The 19,571-nt window shown below is 52.5% G+C and carries 13 protein-coding genes; 11 read left to right on the top strand and 2 right to left on the bottom strand.

The window, feature by feature from the left end; genetic code table 11:
* The first annotated feature begins 10 nt into the window (after positions 1–10).
* From NT073_RS07540 to NT073_RS07515, 6 genes are all read left to right on the top strand, one after another.
* Positions 11–307 (top strand): hypothetical protein, encoded by a 297-nt coding sequence (locus NT073_RS07540; protein ID WP_297371157.1) that lies wholly within the window; start codon positions 11–13, stop codon positions 305–307.
* Positions 308–359: 52 nt separating this feature from the next.
* Positions 360–2,900 (top strand): ABC transporter permease, encoded by a 2,541-nt coding sequence (locus NT073_RS07535; protein ID WP_297371154.1) that lies wholly within the window; start codon positions 360–362, stop codon positions 2,898–2,900.
* Between the two features lie 262 nt (positions 2,901–3,162).
* Complete coding sequence (locus NT073_RS07530; protein WP_297371151.1) at positions 3,163–5,568, top strand: ABC transporter permease; 2,406 nt, start codon at positions 3,163–3,165, stop codon at positions 5,566–5,568.
* 80 nt (positions 5,569–5,648) lie between these two features.
* Positions 5,649–6,734: a PA14 domain-containing protein gene (locus tag NT073_RS07525; protein WP_297371147.1), complete on the top strand. Its 1,086-nt coding sequence runs from the start codon at positions 5,649–5,651 to the stop codon at positions 6,732–6,734.
* 66 nt (positions 6,735–6,800) lie between these two features.
* Complete coding sequence (locus tag NT073_RS07520; protein ID WP_297371144.1) at positions 6,801–7,853, top strand: DUF4097 family beta strand repeat-containing protein; 1,053 nt, start codon at positions 6,801–6,803, stop codon at positions 7,851–7,853.
* A 72-nt stretch (positions 7,854–7,925) separates the two neighbouring features.
* Positions 7,926–8,276, top strand: coding sequence for a hypothetical protein (locus NT073_RS07515; RefSeq protein WP_297371141.1), 351 nt, complete (start codon positions 7,926–7,928; stop codon positions 8,274–8,276).
* 171 nt (positions 8,277–8,447) lie between these two features.
* On the opposite strand, the gene NT073_RS07510 is transcribed toward NT073_RS07515, so the two are convergent.
* Positions 8,448–8,987: a biopolymer transporter ExbD gene (locus tag NT073_RS07510; RefSeq protein ID WP_297371138.1), complete on the bottom strand. Its 540-nt coding sequence runs from the start codon at positions 8,985–8,987 to the stop codon at positions 8,448–8,450.
* 100 nt (positions 8,988–9,087) lie between these two features.
* Here NT073_RS07510 and NT073_RS07505 point away from each other — a divergent pair, with 100 nt between their 5' ends.
* The 4 genes from NT073_RS07505 (at position 9,088) to NT073_RS07490 (ending at position 16,054) form a co-directional block, all read left to right on the top strand.
* On the top strand, positions 9,088–12,111 hold the full coding sequence (locus tag NT073_RS07505) for an FAD-binding and (Fe-S)-binding domain-containing protein (protein ID WP_297371135.1): 3,024 nt from the start codon (positions 9,088–9,090) through the stop codon (positions 12,109–12,111).
* A 64-nt stretch (positions 12,112–12,175) separates the two neighbouring features.
* The gene (locus tag NT073_RS07500) at positions 12,176–13,177 is read left to right on the top strand and encodes a hypothetical protein (RefSeq protein ID WP_297371132.1); all 1,002 of its coding nucleotides are present in this window, start codon (positions 12,176–12,178) and stop codon (positions 13,175–13,177) included.
* Positions 13,178–13,307: 130 nt separating this feature from the next.
* Positions 13,308–13,988, top strand: coding sequence for a DUF1080 domain-containing protein (locus NT073_RS07495; protein WP_297371128.1), 681 nt, complete (start codon positions 13,308–13,310; stop codon positions 13,986–13,988).
* 527 nt (positions 13,989–14,515) lie between these two features.
* On the top strand, positions 14,516–16,054 hold the full coding sequence (locus NT073_RS07490) for a SulP family inorganic anion transporter (RefSeq protein ID WP_297371124.1): 1,539 nt from the start codon (positions 14,516–14,518) through the stop codon (positions 16,052–16,054).
* Between the two features lie 74 nt (positions 16,055–16,128).
* On the opposite strand, the gene ggt is transcribed toward NT073_RS07490, so the two are convergent.
* A complete protein-coding gene (gene ggt / locus NT073_RS07485; protein WP_297371121.1) occupies positions 16,129–17,937 on the bottom strand; it encodes a gamma-glutamyltransferase in 1,809 nt (602 codons plus the stop codon).
* 217 nt (positions 17,938–18,154) lie between these two features.
* On the opposite strand from ggt, the gene NT073_RS07480 reads away from it, so the two are divergent.
* Entirely contained in the window at positions 18,155–19,396 is a 1,242-nt protein-coding gene (locus NT073_RS07480; RefSeq protein ID WP_297371117.1) for an ABC transporter permease, read from the top strand.
* The last annotated feature ends 175 nt before the right edge of the window (positions 19,397–19,571 follow it).

The following is a 19,571-nucleotide window of genomic DNA, read 5'->3' as shown; positions in this document are numbered from 1 at the left end:
CCCTAAAACTATGTCGTACATCGCTATACCCATCTCTTCGCTGCCCGGTAAGCAGGACATCGAAATCGACGTAACCATCAACGGGCAAAAGCAGGCCCTGCATTATCGGGTCGAGCTGTTCTACTGGGGCGACTGCCGCGTGCCCACTTTCGACCGGGTTGAGTGCATCCGGCAACTGCTGGCCGAGTATGACCGCGACTGGACACTCTACTACATTGGCTCTCCAACCGATGACTTTGTCCCCATCACCTTTGTCAAAAAAGAAGATTTAGCCAAACAGCGAACCCTTCTGCGAGCCTCACTCTAGGCCACTTTCGTAAGCCATTCCTTACATCGCTACCCTTTTTATCGACCGGCCCATGATCGGAAGCTATATCAAAACATCGAGTCGCAACCTAATGCGTAACAAGCTGTTCTCGTCCATCAATATTGTTGGCCTTGCCATTAGCATGTCTGTTGGGCTATTGCTGATCGCGTTCATGCTCGACCTGCATTCGTACGACAGATTCCACCAGAATGGGGAGCGGATCTACCGCATTACCAGCATACAAACCTCCAATCAGGAAGAACGTCAGGCCGGTCAGTCAAATCCAGGCCGCGCTCGGCCCGACCGAACGCGGCCCGACCGAACGCGGCCCGGAGCCAAGTTTGCCACTACTTCGTTAAAGATCGGGAAGCTTATTCGGCAGAAGGTGACCGGCATTGACCGGTACGCAGGTGCGGACGTGACCATTCTACACAACGACTTTTCGCAGGACGCACAGGTTGGCTCTTCCATTATTCCGATCAAGGGTTTCTGGGCGGAGCCGTCTGTATTCAGGATTTTCACGTTTCCGATGTTAGAAGGCAATCCCGAAACAGCGCTGAAAGATCCGTACTCGATCGTTCTTACAGAGACGGCAGCCAAAAAGCTGTTCGGCAATGAATCAGCACTCGGCAAGGCGATCAAATTCGATACGCTCTCGTATCAGGTGACCGGTGTCATGAAGGACGTTCCCTTCTTTTCGCATATTCATTTCGAAGCCCTGGTATCGCTGTCAACGGCCGAGCAGCTCAACCGAAATAACTTCGAGAAATGGGCAAGTATGCCGTCGAACTCCGTATACCTCCTACTGCCCGAGACTGCCAATATAGCATCAATCCAGTCGCAGCTCGACGCCGTTGCCAGGGAGGAAAATCGCGCCGACGAAAACACGAAGACCCAGCTTGAGCTAATGCCTTTATACAGTGTCGTGGTCGGAGAAAGCCTCCGTCAAGCCGAAGGGGGGTCTGGCGTTGGAGGGCCACACATGCCACCGACGGTGCTTTGGATACTCGGCGGGCTTGCCCTCGTTGTGATCCTGTCGGCGTGTTTCAATTATACCAACCTGTCGATGGCACGCGCCATGCGCCGATTCAAGGAAGTAGGGCTTCGCAAAGCGATTGGTGCCGACAAGCGTCAGGTATGGCAGCAGTTTCTGGTTGAAGCCGTCATGATATCCCTGGCGGCCCTCGTTCTTTCCTACTTTATCTTTCTCCTATTGCGGCCGCAGCTGATTAACCTGGCTCCGGAGTTGCAGCGCACAGTGAAGCTCGAACTTAGTCCGGCTATGATCATCGCCTTCGTCGTCTTCTCCGTTACCGTAGGGGTTATTGCCGGCATCATGCCCGCCCTGTTCTTTTCGAGAGTCAGCGCGATCAATGCACTCAGGAACGTGTCCACCCGTAGCCTCGTCGGCGGAATATCACCATCGTTCCTGTCAATAAACGTGTTCAAACACGCAACACTCCGACAGGCTCTGGTGGTCATTCAATACACGCTCACACTGATCTTTATCACAACAACCGCCATTGGCTATGTGCAGTATAAAAATATCCTGAAATTCGACTTGGGATTCAACACCCAGAACATTCTGAATATAAACATGCAGGGTAATAAACCCGATGCATTTCTGAAATACCTTGGCGAGATGCCGGAAGTAACGGCGCTGTCGCGGTCACTGATTATCACCAGCGTCGGCAATGCCTGGGGCGGCTACATGAAATATGTCGATTCGCGCGACTCGGCGCTGGTGCTGACGAACAACGTCGACGAAAACTACCTGGATCTGCATGAATACAAACTCATTGCCGGGGGTAATTTTAAAACAAGGCCCACAACAGCCGAAGCCGCCAGCGAAGTAATCGTTAATCAGCAAGTTTTAAAACGATTTAACATTGCTAACAACGACCCCAAAAAAGCGATCGGGCAGGAGATCACATTCAGCAATTTCAGCGGAACACGCCGGATGACCATTGTGGGGGTTATGAAAGACTTTCACTATGGCAAGATCGACAACCTCGTCGGGCCGGTAGCTTTCATGAGCTGGACACCCGGCGATAGGGCCATTATCAATGCCAAAATACAAAGTACTGATCTGCTGGCATCCATGACCAGGATTGAGTCGGCCTGGAAAAAGATCGACCGTGTTCATCCTTTTCAGGCCAAGTTCTATGATCAGGAAATTCAGGATGCCTACAGTGAATTTTCTGCGATTATCAAGATCATTGGCTTCCTTTCCTTCCTTGCCATTTCGATTGCTTCGATGGGCTTGTTCGGTATGGTGGCCTACTCAACCGAAACCAGACTGAAAGAAATCAGTATCCGCAAGGTAATGGGAGCAAGCTCTGTCAACCTTATCTTCTTGTTGAGCCGTGGTTTCCTCCTGCTACTGTCGATATCGGCCCTTATCGCGCTACCCGTCAGCTATTTGTTCTTTGAAAACGCTGTGCTCACCCATTTCCCGTATCATACCCCCGTGCAGATTGCCGAGTTATTCATGGGCTTGCTGGTGGTATTGCTGATCGCCTTCATTATGATCGGCTCGCAGACGGTGAAGGCCGCGAGGGCAAATCCGGTAGATGTTCTGAAGAGTCAATAGAGTCAACTTATTGGCCGACCCGGCGAAACAACGAGCGTAATGGCAGCTATCGTCCTGAGCTAAAAACAGAGCAATCTTCACCTGAAATAGCCTGATAAATAAGTACTGGCTCAGTTTATTTATCAGGCTTATTTTACACCCAATATATATAAGAAAATTATATATATTTGATCCTATAATTAGCAGTTGAGTCAGCACGGAGTAAACTCCGTACCGGCTCGAAAGACCAGCCAAAACCAACGATCAATTAACTCTTAGCCCTATGTTGCGCAACTACCTCACTATCTCGCTCAGAAATCTATGGCGTAACCGGAAAGTTACGCTGATCAGCACAGTCGGACTTTCCATTGGGCTGGCTTGCGGCCTTGTTATCTTTTTACTGGTCAGCTACATGTTCAGCTTCGACCGCTACCATGCCAAAGCTGACCGAACCTACTGGGTTGTTACGGATATTCGGCAGGAGAATGTTGTGCCAACGGATGCCACACCCCGGCCAATGGGCGATGTGCTTCGGCAGGAACTGCCCTTTGTGGAAACGGCGGCCCGGCTCGAAAACATCTCCAGTCGGGTCATGGCGGTACCCGATGGGAAAGGCGGATTTTCGAAGAAATTTGACGAATCACGTAGCCTTTGTTTCACCGAACCGCAGTTCTTCAGCGTGTTCGATTCGGACTGGTTAAGCGGCAATCCCGCAACCGCTCTGGCAGCCCCAAACACAGTTGTTCTGACGGAACGATACGCCCAAAAATACTTTGGTTCAGCCAATCCCATGGGTAAGGTGCTGCGCTTCGATAACCAGACCGACCTGACCGTTACGGGACTGATCAAAAACCTGCCGTCCAACACCAAGCTCCGTTACGACGCCTTTATTTCCTACGCGACCGTGCCTACTCTTTCGGGCGAAGCAGGCAAACAGGCCATGCAGGACTGGAGCAGGGTATTTACCGTGTGTTTCGTTACCCTCCGCCAGGGGACGCCCGTAGAACGACTACTCGATGCCTTTCCGGTTATCCGGAAAAAGTACCTGACCACGTCCGAAGCTAAAAAACTGGACTTTCATGCCATTCCGCTCCCGGATCTGGAGCATATGCCTCAATACGGCGGCCGATCGCCGGGGCTGATTTTGTACACCCTGATTATTGTCGGGCTGTTTCTGGTGCTGGCGGCCTGTATCAATTTCATCAATATTGCCACTGCTGGTGCTCTGAAACGCGCCAAAGAAGTGGGCGTTCGGAAAGCAGTGGGTAGTTCGCGCGGGCAACTCATCGGGCAATTTATGATTGAAACAACGCTGGTTACGCTGGCGGCTGTTGTACTGTCGATGCTGCTGGCCCACCTCTGTCTGCCCATGCTGAACAACGCCCTGTCTGTTATGAACACCGACATTTCCATTACAAACCTATTCCATTCCGATTCGCTGGTTTGGTTTGTCGCTTTGCTCGTTGGTGTTATTCTATTGGCTGGCTTGTATCCCTCGCTGGTGCTGGCCCGCTTTAATCCGGTAGCAGCCCTGCGCGGGCGACTCACCACGCAACAGATTGGCGGGGTATTCGTTCGGCAGGGGCTGATCGTCACGCAGTTTTTCATCACCCAGCTCTTTATCATTGGCGTGGGCGTCATGATGGCGCAGGTACGGCACATGCAACAGGCCGATCTGGGGTTTCAGAAAGAAGCGATTTTGGCGGTGCCAGTGCCGGTCAGCAATGTCCTGAAGCAGGACGTTGTTCGTGCCCGGATGGCACAGATAGCGGGCGTCGACGCTGTGTCGTTGGGCGCTGACCCGCCTGCAGCCTACCGGCGACTGCCCGTGCCGTTCACCTACGACACCCATACGCAGCCGGAGAAATTCCCCACGGTGGTTAAAGTTGGCGACAAAAACTTCGTGTCGCTGTACGGAATCCGGCTGCTGGCCGGGCGCAACTTCCGAACCAACGATACGACGAGCAATGAAGCCCTCGTGAACGAAACAATGGTAAGAGAATTGGGGCTGCGCTCGGCCCGTGATATACTCGGCAAACGCGTTAACCTGTGGGGTGGCGACAAAACTATCGTGGGCGTGGTGCGTAATTTTCACCTGAGCGATTTACACCAGGGCATTCCGCCCGCCACCATTCTGAACTACTATCGCGAGAACCGAATGGCCTCACTAAAGCTTAATCCAACCGAAATATCGACAACGCTGAAGGCAGTTGAAAGCACCTGGAATGAGCTATTTCCTGAACAGGTATTCAAAGCCAATTTCGTTGACGATCTGCTGGCTAACTTTTACATCACCGAACATATCCTGCTGGGGTTGGCAGAAGTATTTTCACTCATTGCCGTTCTGCTCAGTTGCCTGGGTTTATATGGTCTGGTAACGTTTATGGCCGAAGCGAAGACGAAAGAGATTGGCGTTCGAAAAGTACTGGGTGCCACTCCTGCTCAACTTGTGTGGTTGTTTGGTCGCGAGTTCAGCAGGCTCGTTCTGCTCGGCTTTGCACTGGCGGCCCCGCTGGGCTGGTTTTTGATGAACGGCTGGCTACAGGGGTATGCCTACCGCATTAATTTCAGCGGGTGGCTACTGGCCGGAACCCTCGTTATAGCCAGCCTGATTACTGCCCTGACGGTTGGCTATGAATCGCTGAAAGCCGCCCGCATGAACCCGGCAAAAAGCCTTCGAAACGAGTGATTTGCCGCACATCACTTTCCTGATTATCAGATCAAAACTGATGACTAAACTAGTCATGTTTATTAAAGGAGGGCGCAGAAATGAAAGCCATCAAACTACTCAACGGAATCGTATTTTGCCTTATAGCAGGGCAGCTACTTGCTCAGCAGGGCCTGAAAGGAGAGTATTATGTGGGAACAAATTTCGAGCGAAAAGTTTTTACCCGCATTGATCCCCAGCTTAACTTCAACTGGCGGGGCCGCGGCCCTGGCCCTGGCCTGCCCGAATCGTATTATTCCATCCGGTGGACGGGTAAAGTGCTGGCACCGGTTTCGGGCGAATACAGGTTTTACGCCAAGGTAGACGACGGCATTCGGGTTTGGGTGGGCAACAAAAAGGTGATGGACTCCTGGCAACTCAACGATTCAGAAAGCTTCGGAGGTGGCGTTATTCTGGAAGCCGGGAAATTTTACGATTTACGGGTCGATTTCTTCAACGATATGCTGGAAGGCGAAATTCAGCTCTTCTGGCAACGGCCCGATGCCAGAAAAACACTCAACCCATTTGCGGCCTCCGGCACCCTGATTACAGGGCAGTTTTTGTTTCAGAAGGCCGTTCCTAACCGGGCTACAGAGGTCAACACGCCCGAAAAGCCAGTATCGACAACACCGGCCGTAGCGTCGGTCCCGCCCAAAGCTATTACACCAAAACAGCCTAAGGTTGTGGTTAAAAAGCCAGTTATCAAGCCATCTGCTCCACAGGAAGCTGCCATAATACCAACGGTACCAGCGGCTTTGACAACGGTCATCGCTACGGCCCCTCCCGCTACTAAACCTGAATTCAAAGCGGGTACCACATTGATCCTGCATAACGTACAGTTTGAGCAGAGCAGTTATATTCTGCTGCCCGAATCGTCGGCGGAGCTAGACAAACTCGTGCGGACCATGAACGAAAATCCATTGAGGAGCATCGATGTGGCGGGGCATACCGACAATGTTGGCGACCCGCGCCTTAACCTGGCCTTGTCAGAAAACCGCGTCAGAGTGGTAGCGAGTTACCTGAAACGCCGGGGCATTGCCGACGACCGCATCACGACAATTGGCTACGGCGGCACCCGCCCCATCGGCAACAACAACACCGAAGGGGAACGGGCAAAAAACCGACGCGTCGAAATCACGATCCGGTAATTTATTTGACCCCATGCAACCTTTTCAGATAGACGAACATCTTTACGTTATAAATAGACTAACCATATGAAACGCAACCAGTTTCTACTAACCCTACTTAGTGTAAGCACACTATCGCTGACATCCCTGGCGCAAAATCGTGACAACGACACACCCTACCAGACCAAGACTTTTTCCGGAAACATAAAAGCCGTGCGGGCTGAAACCTCCGGCGGCAGCCTGACCATTGAAGGCGGCACCGATATGAACGCCAAAGTCGAGATGTACGTGCGGGCCAACAACTGGAACGACCGGCTCGACAAAGGTGAAATTGAAGATCGCCTTAAAGATTACGACATTTCCATTGCGCAGGAAGGCAGCACGATTGTGGCAACGGCCAAGCGGCATAGTAATCTTACAAACTGGAAAAACAGCCTGAGCATCAGCTTTAAATTTTACACCCCACGCAAGGTTACCACCGATCTGCGCACGTCGGGCGGCTCTATTCATCTGGCCTCGCTGAGTGGTACGCAGAAGTTCAGAACTAGTGGCGGCAGCCTTCATCTGGATGACGTAGACGGCGATATTAACGGGCAAACATCGGGTGGCTCCATTCACTTCGCTGGTTGCCAGGCTGGCACATCGGGCTACCTCGATCTGCAAACGTCGGGCGGCTCCATCGAAGGCAAATCATCGACAGGCAAAATGCACCTGGTTACGTCGGGGGGCAGCATCCGGCTCACCGACCTGAAAGGCGACATCGATGCCCGCACCAGCGGAGGCAGCATTCAGGGTGAGGGTATCGAAGGCGACATCAAAGCGAGTACATCGGGCGGGGGTGTTCGGCTGGCCAACGTAGCGGGCAGCCTGGACGCCAGTACCAGCGCGGGTAGTGTGGATGTGAGCCTGACGAAAGTGGGCGAGTATGTCCGCCTGAACACCAGCGCGGGCAGCATTCACGTTCGAATGCCCCTCAACAAAGGTATGGACCTGAATCTGCGCGGCAATCGGGTGAGTTTGCCCGACAATCTGTCGCGGTTTGAAGGCAACATCGAGAAAGACCGCGTTCGGGGAAAACTCAACGGAGGAGGCATTCCGGTTGAGATTGCGGCCAGCGCGGGTAGTGTTTCCGTCAATTAGTCAGCACCTTTTCCCGCCATTTTTGTTTAACAGACAAGACCCGCCCACCAAACAGGCGGGTCTTGTTTTAACATGACTACATCCTCTTTCTTCGACCGTCGGCTGTTTTTGAACCTCGGCTTAACCCTGTTGAGCAGTATCGTCATTTTGGTTTGTATCAAGCTAACGGCTTCCATTCATCTCCCCTATTTCGTGGCTACGGCGCTGGCTACCGGGCTCGGCTTTCTGGAATCGCGCAGGGGTTGGTTTCTGGCGGTAGTGCAGGCGGTCCTCATCTGGCTTGGCTACATGCTCATTGTACCGACTCCCGACGGCCCCGCCGACCGGGATATTGAGAATTTCGGACTGTACGGGTCTATGATCCTGACCTTCGTCGGCAGTTTTATTGGCGGGCTGCTGAAGCGGGCGCTGGACCGGGGGTAGTTTATCGGCCTTGTGTCTCTTGTTCTACAGCCTCCGGCCGGTATATGCTGTTTCCTCGGTCTGTGTCCGCACAGAACGCTGGTAAATCAGCCCGATTAACCATCCGGACAGGCGGTCTGTGCGGACACAGACCGAGGATACGAAGCTAATCTCATGTAATGGATGCCTGATTCAGACATCCATTACTCGGTGCGGATACAACGGCAAATGCACTAGAACCGATTGCCTGGGATGACTTGCTCTATAGACCTCATAGCGCTGAAGCATTTTACGTTCACCAGGCGTAACCTCATAGCTAAACCTAAAATTTATTGATCCCTGAATTTTCAGTTCATCCAACGCATCCACACTATTTTTAAACGTGGCCTGCGGAGTTGGTGTAATCAAAACAATTGTGCGCCTGTTTGGCATGAGATACATTAACTGCTGCCTAAGTCCTTTGGACGAATAGTCCGTTTCGGTAAACTCAGCCCCAGAACCGTCTGGTCTGTACGTAAGAAAACCAATTCTATTATTCGCCAGTAAAAATAAAGAGGCATCAGCGTTAGGAGTGTACCAAACACAATTACCGTCGTCAGGTAATTCAACCGGCAACTCATTCGGGTGTTGCACCATCTTTAGCCAGACAAAAAAGACAATCAGCAACAGCGCGATGGACACAAACGGGGTCATGTCAATGCGGATTGGGGTGTAGGATCGGCGTGTTTTCATCGTGGTACTTATGTTTAGCCAATGGATGGCCGGAAGCAACATTTTCCACAAACGCCCGTCGTTTTAGTATCTTTACAGGACGTTTGACGCTTTTCCCGCTATGTTTCGCCTTTCCCAAAATCCTGCTTTTGCCAGCCTGTTGCCTTCGTTCGAAGGTGAACTTTATTTCGATGAGTCACCCGAGCATACCGCCCAGCGGATTCTGTACGCGACCGATGCCTCCGTGTACCAGGAAATGCCGATTGCGGTGGCCCTGCCCAAATCTGTGGCCGATATAAAGAAACTCCTTCGTTTCGCACAGCAGCATAAACTGGGGTTGATTCCAAGGGCGGCCGGTACTTCACTGGCCGGGCAGGTGGTAGGCAGCGGTATTGTTGTCGACATCTCGAAACACTTTGGCAGCATTGTTGGCATCAACGCGGCCGAACGGTGGGTACGGGTCCAGCCGGGCGTTATCCGCGACGATCTCAACGCTTTCCTGAAACCGCACGGGCTGCTTTTCGGCCCTGAAACGTCCACCGCCAGCCGGGCCATGATTGGTGGGATGATCGGCAATAACTCCTGCGGACTGCACTCCATTATCTGGGGCACCACCCGCGACCACCTCCTCGAAGTCAAAGCCGTCCTGAGCGACGGGGCTGAAGTTACCTTCGGCCCGCTCAATCAGGAACAGTTCGACGCCAAATGCCGGGGCGAAAACGTCGTTAGCCCCCTCGAACAGCGCCTGTACGTTCAATTCCGTGATTGGCTATCCAAACCGGATGTGCAAAAACACATCCGCGAAGGTTTCCCCAAGCCCACCGTCAGCCGAAGAAATACGGGCTACGCGCTGGATGCGATGGTTGGCTTTTGGACAGAGGGGTCTTTAAGGAGTGAGGAGCCAGGAGTAAGGAGCGAGGAGCCCTTCTTCAATTTCTCCCACCTCATTGCCGGTTCGGAAGGGACGCTCTGTTTCATTACAGAGGCCAAGCTGAACTTGCTGCCGCTGCCACCTAAAGAATCGGCGCTGGTGTGTGCGCATTTCGATACCATTCGTCAATCGCTGGAAGCCAATCTGGTGGCCCTGGCGCATACCTGTTCGGCGTCGGAACTGGTCGATGATTACATTCTGCAACTCACCAAAACCAACATCGAGCAGACCAAAAACCGGACCTTTGTGCAGGGCGACCCGAAGGCCATTCTGATGGTCGAGTTTTTTGACGACACCGTTATTGGCGTTAGTCAGAAAGCGCAGGATTTTGTCGATGCGCTCCAGGAAAAAGGATTAGGCTACGCATATCCAATCCTGTTCGATACCGAAACGCAAAAGCCCTGGGCATTACGCAAAGCCGGGCTGAGTATCATGTATAACATTCCCGGCGACGATAAACCGGCGAATGTCATTGAAGATACCGCCGTCGATGTCCACGACTTACCGGACTACATCGACGAGTTAGACCGCATGGCCTGGGAAAATCATGGCCTCAAACTCGAATATTCGGCTCATGCCGGGGCGGGCGAAATTCATGTGTTGCCACTCATTAATCTCAAATCATCGGAAGGGCGCGCCAAATTTCGGGCGTTGCTGATGGATACCGCGCAACTGGTCAAAAAATACGGTGGCTCACTGTCCGGCGAGCACGGCGACGGGCGGCTGCGGGGCGAGTGCATCGCGTTTATGCTCGGCCCCGAAAATTTCCAGTTGTGCAAAGACGTCAAAGAACTCTGGGATCCGCACAATACCTTCAACCCCGGCAAGGTCGTCAACACGCCCCCCATGAACGAGTCGTTGCGTTCGGAAGCGGACGTGGTGATTCCGCAACCCAAAACCGTGTTCGACTTCTCGAAAGACGGCGGCTTGCTGGAACTGGCCGAGAAATGCTCCGGCTCCGGCGACTGCCGCAAAACCGAAATCTCCGGCGGCACCATGTGCCCCAGTTACATGGCTACCCGGCGCGAACACGACACCACACGCGCACGAGCCAACATCCTGCGGCACTTTTACAGCAATACCGAAAAAGCCGTTGAGAGCGACTACGAAGCGGTTAAAGACGTACTGGATTTGTGCCTGTCGTGCAAAGCCTGCAAAGCCGAATGCCCATCCAGCGTGGACATGACCCGCATGAAAGCCGAATTTACGCAGCAACACTACCGCGAAAAAGGCATTCCGCTACGAGCGCGCCTAGTGGGTAATTTCACTAAACTTATGTCGCTGGCGAGTATTGCTCCCTGGACGTACAACGCCATCTACAACACCCCGGCGCTCCGGAAGGCAGCCAACCGCGCCATCGGTTTCCACCCCGACCGCACCATGCCCGAACTGGCAAAAACGACCTTGAATAAGTGGATTAAAAGGAGGAGTGAGGAGCCATCCGGCGGCAAACCAGGCGTCAGCAACTCCTCGCTCCTCGCTTCTCACTCCTCACTCCTATTTTTTTGTGACGAATTCACCAATTACAATGATGTTGAGGTTGGTCAGAAAGCGATTTTGCTGATGCAGCGGCTGGGGTATTCAGTTACCATTCCCGAACATGTGGAAAGTGGCCGAACGTATTTGTCGAAGGGGCTGGTGGACGACGCAAAGGCCATTGCCATTCGCAACGTGACCTTGCTCAAAGACCTCGTCACGGATGATAAACCGCTGGTCGGTCTGGAGCCTTCCGCCATTCTGACTTTCCGCGATGAATATCCGGTGCTCGTTCCCGACGAACTTAAAGAAGACGCCGAACGCATCGCAAAAAACGTTTTCCTGTTTGAAGAATGGCTGGCTAGGGAAGCTGATGCCGGACGTATTGACAGAAGCCTGTTCACGACCGATGCCCAACTGGTGAAGGTGCACGGACACTGCCACCAGAAAGCGCTGTCGTCCATGATTCCGGTCAAAAAAGTACTATCGCTGCCTAAGCATTACACGGTGCAATTGATTCCATCGGGCTGCTGTGGCATGGCGGGCTCGTTCGGATACGAGGCCGAACATTATGACTTATCGATGCAGATTGGCGAAATGGTGCTGTTCCCCGCTGTCCGGCAAGCCGAAACGGCCATTATTTCGGCAGCCGGCACCAGTTGCCGACACCAGATCAAAGACGGTACTGGTCGCAAAGCCCAGCATCCCGCCGAGATTTTGTTCGACGCACTAGTGTAGCCTTTACAACTAAACCTTTTGCCTTGCTGGTGGTTCTCCATAGACCTTAAACATTCACATTGTCATGGAAAACAACGCAAATCTCTCCGATGGAGCCAGACAGGCCGACACAGTCTCCAGCGAACACGCTGAAACGATGTTCAGTGCAGATCAGGCCGAAACCAATATGGTGAAGCTGGTAGATGGCAAGCTGGTCGCTATGGGCGATACAGAGGATGATGTCTCTGATGATATGCCCCGTATTCGGCTGGGAAGCGACGAAGAACGGGCCTTAACCGGCGATGATAAAAAGAAATACGAGAACTCGGATGCGGCTCTACGGGCAGGCACAATGTTCGACCCTTCAGTAATGCCGGACGATCCAATTGCCGTTGGCGATATCACGGGCAACCCCGACGCCGGTTCAGCTGTTAATACGGGGCTCCCCTCGGAAGACGAATCGCCCGAAACGAAAACAAATTCATTTAATGGCTGGAATTTCATTGGCGGAAACTATCCTTCTGCCGACATGATTCCGCAAACACCAGGTACACCAGACCCCATGCAGCCAGTACCGGGCATTCCCGAGACGCCACCGGCACCACCGGTTCCTGGTCCTGAAATCCCGGATTTACCCGGTTCACCGAACCCAACCACGCCCGAGATTCAGGAGCCAGACCAGCCTGACCGCTCGCACGAGATCAATGCGGGTTCGTTGAGTACCTTCACTTCGGGTTTGCCCAGTGTAATGCCTCCTGACGACCTAGAAACGAGCGAAACCGTTGCCGGAACAGCGTATCAGGGAGCAGCCGCCGGTCCCGACGATGAGGGAATGGAAGATAAACCCGATACCGGCAATGCCGCCCGTCCGTACGATGTTAACGCGAAAGATACACATGCCAATCAGCCGGGCGAACGCCCCGAGGAAGCGAAGGAAGCCCAAAACCTCCCCCGCGAACTGGCCGATGAGAGCAGTGTGACCGCACAGGATATGATTTCCGGCCCGGACCGCTCCGACCAGAAATCGACGGAAGGGCTGGATCGCAAATACAACGACCCGCAAGCCGCCCGCGACATGGCGAGTTAATTTTCCAATACTATTTGCAGTGAGCGCAAAGGAGGAGCAAGGATCGCAGAGAAAAAGACTTAGCGACCTTTGCTCCTCCTTTGCGCTCTTTGCGGTTTAAACTTACATTTAGCCTAAAATTCCAAACTACATGAAAAAGCTACTTCTTCCCTGCCTTTTGCTCGGCGCCTTTGCGTTTACTGCACCTCCCAAATGGACGGCTCTATTCGACGGTAAAACCATTAAAGGCTGGCATAGCTACCACAAAGATGGCGTAGTTGGCTGGTCTATCGAAGACGGCGCCCTTACACCCGACGGTACCGGTGGCGACCTTGTGACCGACAAAGAATACGAGAACTTTGACCTGGAGTTCGAGTTTAAAATTCCTAAAGGCAGCAACAGTGGTGTTGTTTACAAAATCATCGACAACCCCGATATTAAATCGACTTACATGTCGGGTCCGGAATATCAGGTTATAGACGATAAGGGCTATCTGGATGGCGACGGCAAACCCTACAAGCTGAAAGACACCCAGATGACCGGTGCCAACTACGACATGATTCCCCCTTCGGATTTCAGCGTTGCCAAAGCACCCGGCGAGTGGAACAAAGGCCGCATTGTGGTCAACAAAAATCACGTTGAGCACTTCCTGAACGGCAAAAAGTTGGTCGATTACCAGTATGGCTCTGATGAGTGGAAGGCGCTGGTAGCCAAAAGTAAATTTGCCAGCTGGCCTTATGCAACTCCCCATGCTAAAGGCAAAATAGCCCTGCAAAACCACAGCCCCAAAGAGCGTGTTTGGTACCGGAACATTAAAATTCGGGAATTGTAATATCCCTGAATTCAACTTATGAGGCCCTATTCTATTCATTAGAGTAGGGCCTTTTCTTTACTCACTAACCCATTAAATAGCATCGATCAATAGAAGGTTTCCGACATTCAGGGGCGATCTGCGTCGTTGAAAGCAGTAACCGCTCGTTTCCTCAGGACGTTGGGCATAGTCACAGACTATGCCGATCATCTAGCCAACTAACTCATCAGCGAGATCAGTTCGCCACCAAGATCACTTTGAGCTTCAGCAACCGAACAGACTAAAAGACGCGATGACTCATGTCTCTTTAACTATTAGTCTATTAATTAGCATCCATTTAAGGATTATTGAATTGCCGCGTTTCTTCGCTCTCTTAACGGTCAAGTCTTGAGCCAAAAAGGCCTACCTTTATGATATGATAGCCCCCTCTTCGCTCTATCCGGTTACTCCCCCCTGATTTAAAGCACCTGCTTTTCGTAGCGCATGTGTAATGCTGGCCGATGCTCATCGGTTAGTGGGTCCTTTTTTGTCTATCAGGCTAAATTTCAATGAATCAATACGTGAATTTATTCGACTTCAAACAACGCGTCGACTATAAAAACGAAATACTTTCCGGCTTAACGGTAGCCCTTGCACTCATTCCCGAAGCCGTTGCCTTTGCCCTAATCGCCGGTCTTTCACCCCTGACGGGCTTATATGCTGCGTTTGTAATGGGTCTGGTTACGGCTGTACTGGGTGGACGACCGGGTATGATCTCCGGCGCAACAGGTGCCGTCGCTGTAGTGATCGTCGCGCTCGTTAAGAGTCACGGTGTCGAGTACATCTTTGCAACGGTAGTGCTGGCCGGGCTCATTCAGATACTGGCGGGTGTTTTCCGGCTTGGAAAATTTATTCGACTGGTGCCCCATCCCGTCATGTTCGGGTTTGTTAACGGGCTGGCCATTGTCATTTTCCTGTCGCAGATGGACCAGTTTAAGGTGGCCGATGCGACGGGTACCCTCTACTGGATGACCGGGCCACCCCTCTTCATGTTACTGGGGCTGGTCGCGCTGACGATGCTCATCATCTGGGGCCTGCCGCGACTAACCAAAGCCGTTCCGGCCTCGCTGGTGGCTATTATCACCGTTTCGTTACTAACCATTGGCCTTAACATCGACACCCGTACCGTTGGCGATATCGCGTCAATACAGGGCGGCTTCCCTCCTTTTCACATTCCGGCCGTACCCTTTACGCTCGAAACGCTCTCAATTATTTTCCCCTATGCGCTCATTGTAGCCGGTGTGGGCCTGATCGAAAGCTTGCTGACTCTAAATCTGATCGATGAAATTACCCAGACCCGCGGCCGGGGCAATAAAGAGTGCGTAGCACAGGGATTGGCTAATGTCACGAGCGGCTTTCTGTCGGGTATGGGCGGCTGCGCCATGATTGGCCAGAGCCTGATCAATATCTCGTCCGGTGCACGGGCCCGCCTGTCGGGTATCGTGGCTTCAGTTATGCTGCTGTTCTTTATTATCGTTGGCGCGCCGATCATTGAAAAGCTACCGATGGCAGCACTCACGGGCGTGATGATCATGGTCGCCATCGGCACGTTCGAGTGGGCCAGCTTGAAAACCTTCGGCAAAATGCCCTGGCACGATGTGTTGGTTATGGTACTGGTGGCGGGTATTACGGTGTTATTTCATAACCTGGCGCTGGCCGTACTAATCGGCGTCATCATCTCGGCGCTGGTGTTTGCCTGGGAAAACGCCCGCCGGATCCGAGCCCGGAAATACGTTGATGAGGCAGGGGCAAAACATTACGAATTGTACGGGCCACTGTTCTTCGGCTCCGTGATGGCGTTTCGGGAAAAGTTCGACGTAGCCGGTGATCCAAACGAAGTAATTGTCGACTTCAAAGATAGCCGGGTTGCTGACATGTCGGGCATCGAAGCCTTAAGCAAGCTGACCAGCAGCTACCAGCAGGCGGGCAAAACGATTCACCTCAAACACCTAAGCCCCGATTGCCGACGCTTGCTGGCAAATGCGGAAAAACTTATTGATGTGAATATTCTGGAAGACCCTGACTACAGAGTGCTGGCGGATGACTAAATATTGGTCATCCACCAGTGACAGTTGAGGAAATCCCTTAACGCACGTTTAGCGAAACGTGTCTCCGGCAATAATCAGTAGCCTCGTGCCGTATTATCCGCTCTGGGATCAGATGCGCCTTCGTAGGAGCCGTCGGGGCGCACCAGCACGCAGTCCATACGGCCAAGGGTGTTGCTGAGTTGTTCCAGACTATAGCCACGACTTTTCAACGCTTCGATAGTAGTGCTGGAAAAAGCCCCATTTTCGAAAATCGTTTTGTCGGGCAGCCACTGGTGGTGAAACTTCAGCGCATTGACCGACTGCTGCATGGTCATGCCGTGCTCAATAACGTTCAGAATCGTCTGGTATACCGATGTCATGATCGTTGACCCACCGGGCGTGCCTACCACCATGAACAATTTGCCGTCTTTCTCCAGAATGGTGGGAGTCATGGATGAAAGCATACGCTTATGGGGCGCAATGGCATTTGCCTGGTTGCCAATCAGTCCGTACATGTTTGGCGACCCCGGCTTTATGCTGAAATCGTCCATTTCGTTATTCATGAAGAAGCCGGCACCACCAATCACGACCCGGCTACCGTAGCCACCGTTGAGCGTGGTGGTAATACTCACGGCATTGCCTTCTTTGTCGACCACCGAAAAGTGAGTGGTTTCCAGACTCTCGTAACCTGGAATGGTACCGCCACGCACCGCCCGGCTATCGGTTGCTTTGGCCCAGGAGAAGTCCGTCCAGCGGGTGCGCAGGTACTCAGGGCTCATCAGTTGTGTAGCGGGAACTTTCACAAAATCGGGGTCACCCAGAAACTTGGCCCGGTCGGCATAGACCCGTCGTTCGGCTTCGATCATGACCTGCACGGTGCTGTCCCGATTCCATCCCCATTTACGCAGCGGGTAGGGCTCCGTAAAGCGCATCATCTGCACCAGGGCGATGCCACCACTTGAGGTAGGCGGCATGGTAATAACGTTGTAGTTTTTGTAGGCCGCCAGGATCGGATCGCGCCAGATGGAGTGGTAGTTTTTCAGGTCCTCTTCGGTGATCAGGCCTTTGCCGCTTATCATTTCTTCGGCTAGCAGACGAGCCGTTTCGCCCTCGTAAAAGCCCGCCCGCCCCTGCGCCTGAATGCGCTGGAGGGTTTTGGCCAGATCGGCCTGTATCAGCAAATCGCCCTTATGCCAAGATATAGTATCGGTTGGCGCGGTACTTTTTAGAAAATACGCTTTGCCGGGATTAATCGTGTTCAGGTCCGTTTTAATCCGGTTGAGCCCGAGGGCATCCCGTTCCGTAAGCGGAAAGCCTTTGCTGGCGAGGTCGATGGCAGGCTGTAACACCTGCGCCCAGGTTAACTTTCCAAACCGCTTATGGGCTTCGACCATCCCGTCAACCGAACCGGGTACGCCACTGGCCAGATGCCCGCTGATGCTCAAGCCCGGCCGTACATTGCCCAGCGAGTCGAGGTACATATTCTGGGTAGCCCGTCCGGGGGCTTTTTCCCGGTAATCGAGCGAGTAGGCTTTCCCGGCCTTGTCCCGATACACCATAAAGCCGCCCCCGCCAATATTTCCCGCACCGGGATACACCACCGCCAGCGCAAACTGCACGGCTACGGCCGCATCAACCGCATTACCCCCCCCCTTCAAAATAGCCAGTCCCACCTGCGAAGCCTCCGGGTGAGCCGATGCCACCATGCCATTGCGCCCGATTACACCCACCCGATCCGAGAAAAACGGCTTTACCGTTGGGTCCTCATCGCGGTATTGGTACACACCCTGGCTTTGCTTAACTTTCGTATCGGCGGTTGTGGTTGTGGTCGACTGTGTCTTGCAGGAAGCGACCACCAGGGTAAATCCGAGCAGGTAGTAATAAGGAACGAGACGTATATTCATGGAGATTCTATTGCGGTTGCATCGTGTTGATTTACAAAAATAACGTTATCCCGACGATACCCAAATCCACCACTTATCCGCCCGAAGCTTATACTTGTCCAAAATGGTTTGGGGAAGCAGCGTCATTATCGTACTTTCATAGCTGGAGTTAGAATGGCAAAACATCCGTTCGGTGAAATGGCCGTTCACTCTTTCACTCTTTCGCTCTTTAAATCAGGTGAAGTTCCTTCGTCAGACTTTTGAAAGTTTTCGGTTCGCATGGCAGGCACTGCGGTCGAATCTGCTGCGTACGCTGCTTTCGCTGCTGGGCGTGACCATTGGTATTTTTGCAATCATCGCCGTTTTCACGTTGGTCGATTCGCTGGAAGGAAGCATCCGTACCAGCCTGTCGTTCATTGGCGATAAAGTCGTTTACGTGCAGAAGATGCCCTGGTCTTTTGGCGGAGAGTATCAATGGTGGAAATTCTTTCAGCGGCCTGAGCCGAAGTATTCTGAATATAAATTCCTGAGTGAACGACTGGAAAATGCTAAGGCCGTTGTGGCTATGAGTTTCAGAGGGCGCGTCACGGTTAAGCGGGAGAATAACAGTATGTCATCCCTGATTCAGGGAACAACGCTGGATTATAACATAATCTCAGATGTGCCGATTGAGAACGGCCGTTATTTTACACAGCAGGAAATTGATGTATCCCGCAACGTAGCGATCATTGGCTCCGACGTAGCCGAAAACCTGTTCCCCGGCGAAGACCCCGTTGGCAAAACCTTCAAGATCAGCGGCCTTAATTTTACGGTCATCGGTGTACAACGCAAGAAGGGTGAAAGCCTGCTCAACGTAGGCGGCAACCCCGATATCAAATGTCTGATTCCTTATGGTGCCTTTGCCAAGATGTTCAACTCCATCAACCCTAACCTCACCATCACCGTCAAAGGGTACGACACCGATGAGGGACTTCTCGAACTGGAGAGCGAAATTCGGGGGCTCTTACGTACACGACGCGGTTTGCGACCCGTACAGGACGACAATTTTGCCATCAATCGGCCCGAAGCGGCTGCTCAGGCAATTGGGGGAATTTTTTCGGTTCTGACAGTAGCGGGATGGGTAATCGGCGGTTTTTCTATTCTGATTGGTGGTTTCGGAATTGCCAACATTATGTTCGTCAGCGTAAAAGAGCGCACCAATATTATCGGTATCCAGAAATCGCTGGGGGCCAAGAACTACGTTATTCTGTTTCAATTTCTCTTTGAGGCCGTTCTGCTGAGTCTCGTTGGTGGGCTGACCGGTATCTTTCTTGTGTACTTGCTATCGTTCATGAGTTTAGGTAGCCTGGAGCTGGTTCTTTCGGCGAGTAACATTGCTCTTGGCCTGGGCGTTTCGAGCGCCATCGGAATCATTTCGGGTATCGTTCCGGCGTTCTCGGCCGCCCGTCTTGACCCCGTAATCGCCATCCGGGCAAAATAATTTTACCAGTATATCCGGCTCAGAGAAGTCCGGACCCTTCCCGAATACGTATCTATACCCATAAAAGGCGATGTAGTTCTTTTAATGATTACATCGCCTTTGCTGTTTATTTAAGCACCTGAAAAAGTTTAATTATGGATGATTATGTATCATTTCAAATAAGTAAGAAACTTAC

This window comes from Spirosoma sp. (assembly GCF_026391055.1).
Lineage (GTDB): Bacteria > Bacteroidota > Bacteroidia > Cytophagales > Spirosomataceae > Spirosoma.
This window is presented reverse-complemented; position numbering and strand designations above follow the sequence as displayed.

Excerpts from the sequence above, each read along its gene's own strand:
- NT073_RS07540 (WP_297371157.1), top strand. The coding sequence starts at position 11 with ATGTCGTACATCGCTATACCCATCTCTTCGCTGCCCGGTAAGCAGGAC.
- NT073_RS07535 (WP_297371154.1), top strand. The coding sequence starts at position 360 with ATGATCGGAAGCTATATCAAAACATCGAGTCGCAACCTAATGCGTAAC.
- NT073_RS07530 (WP_297371151.1), top strand. The coding sequence starts at position 3,163 with ATGTTGCGCAACTACCTCACTATCTCGCTCAGAAATCTATGGCGTAAC.
- NT073_RS07525 (WP_297371147.1), top strand. The coding sequence starts at position 5,649 with ATGAAAGCCATCAAACTACTCAACGGAATCGTATTTTGCCTTATAGCA.
- NT073_RS07520 (WP_297371144.1), top strand. The coding sequence starts at position 6,801 with ATGAAACGCAACCAGTTTCTACTAACCCTACTTAGTGTAAGCACACTA.
- NT073_RS07515 (WP_297371141.1), top strand. The coding sequence starts at position 7,926 with ATGACTACATCCTCTTTCTTCGACCGTCGGCTGTTTTTGAACCTCGGC.
- NT073_RS07510 (WP_297371138.1), bottom strand. The coding sequence starts at position 8,987 with ATGAAAACACGCCGATCCTACACCCCAATCCGCATTGACATGACCCCG.
- NT073_RS07505 (WP_297371135.1), top strand. The coding sequence starts at position 9,088 with ATGTTTCGCCTTTCCCAAAATCCTGCTTTTGCCAGCCTGTTGCCTTCG.
- NT073_RS07500 (WP_297371132.1), top strand. The coding sequence starts at position 12,176 with ATGGAAAACAACGCAAATCTCTCCGATGGAGCCAGACAGGCCGACACA.
- NT073_RS07495 (WP_297371128.1), top strand. The coding sequence starts at position 13,308 with ATGAAAAAGCTACTTCTTCCCTGCCTTTTGCTCGGCGCCTTTGCGTTT.
- NT073_RS07490 (WP_297371124.1), top strand. The coding sequence starts at position 14,516 with ATGAATCAATACGTGAATTTATTCGACTTCAAACAACGCGTCGACTAT.
- ggt (WP_297371121.1), bottom strand. The coding sequence starts at position 17,937 with ATGAATATACGTCTCGTTCCTTATTACTACCTGCTCGGATTTACCCTG.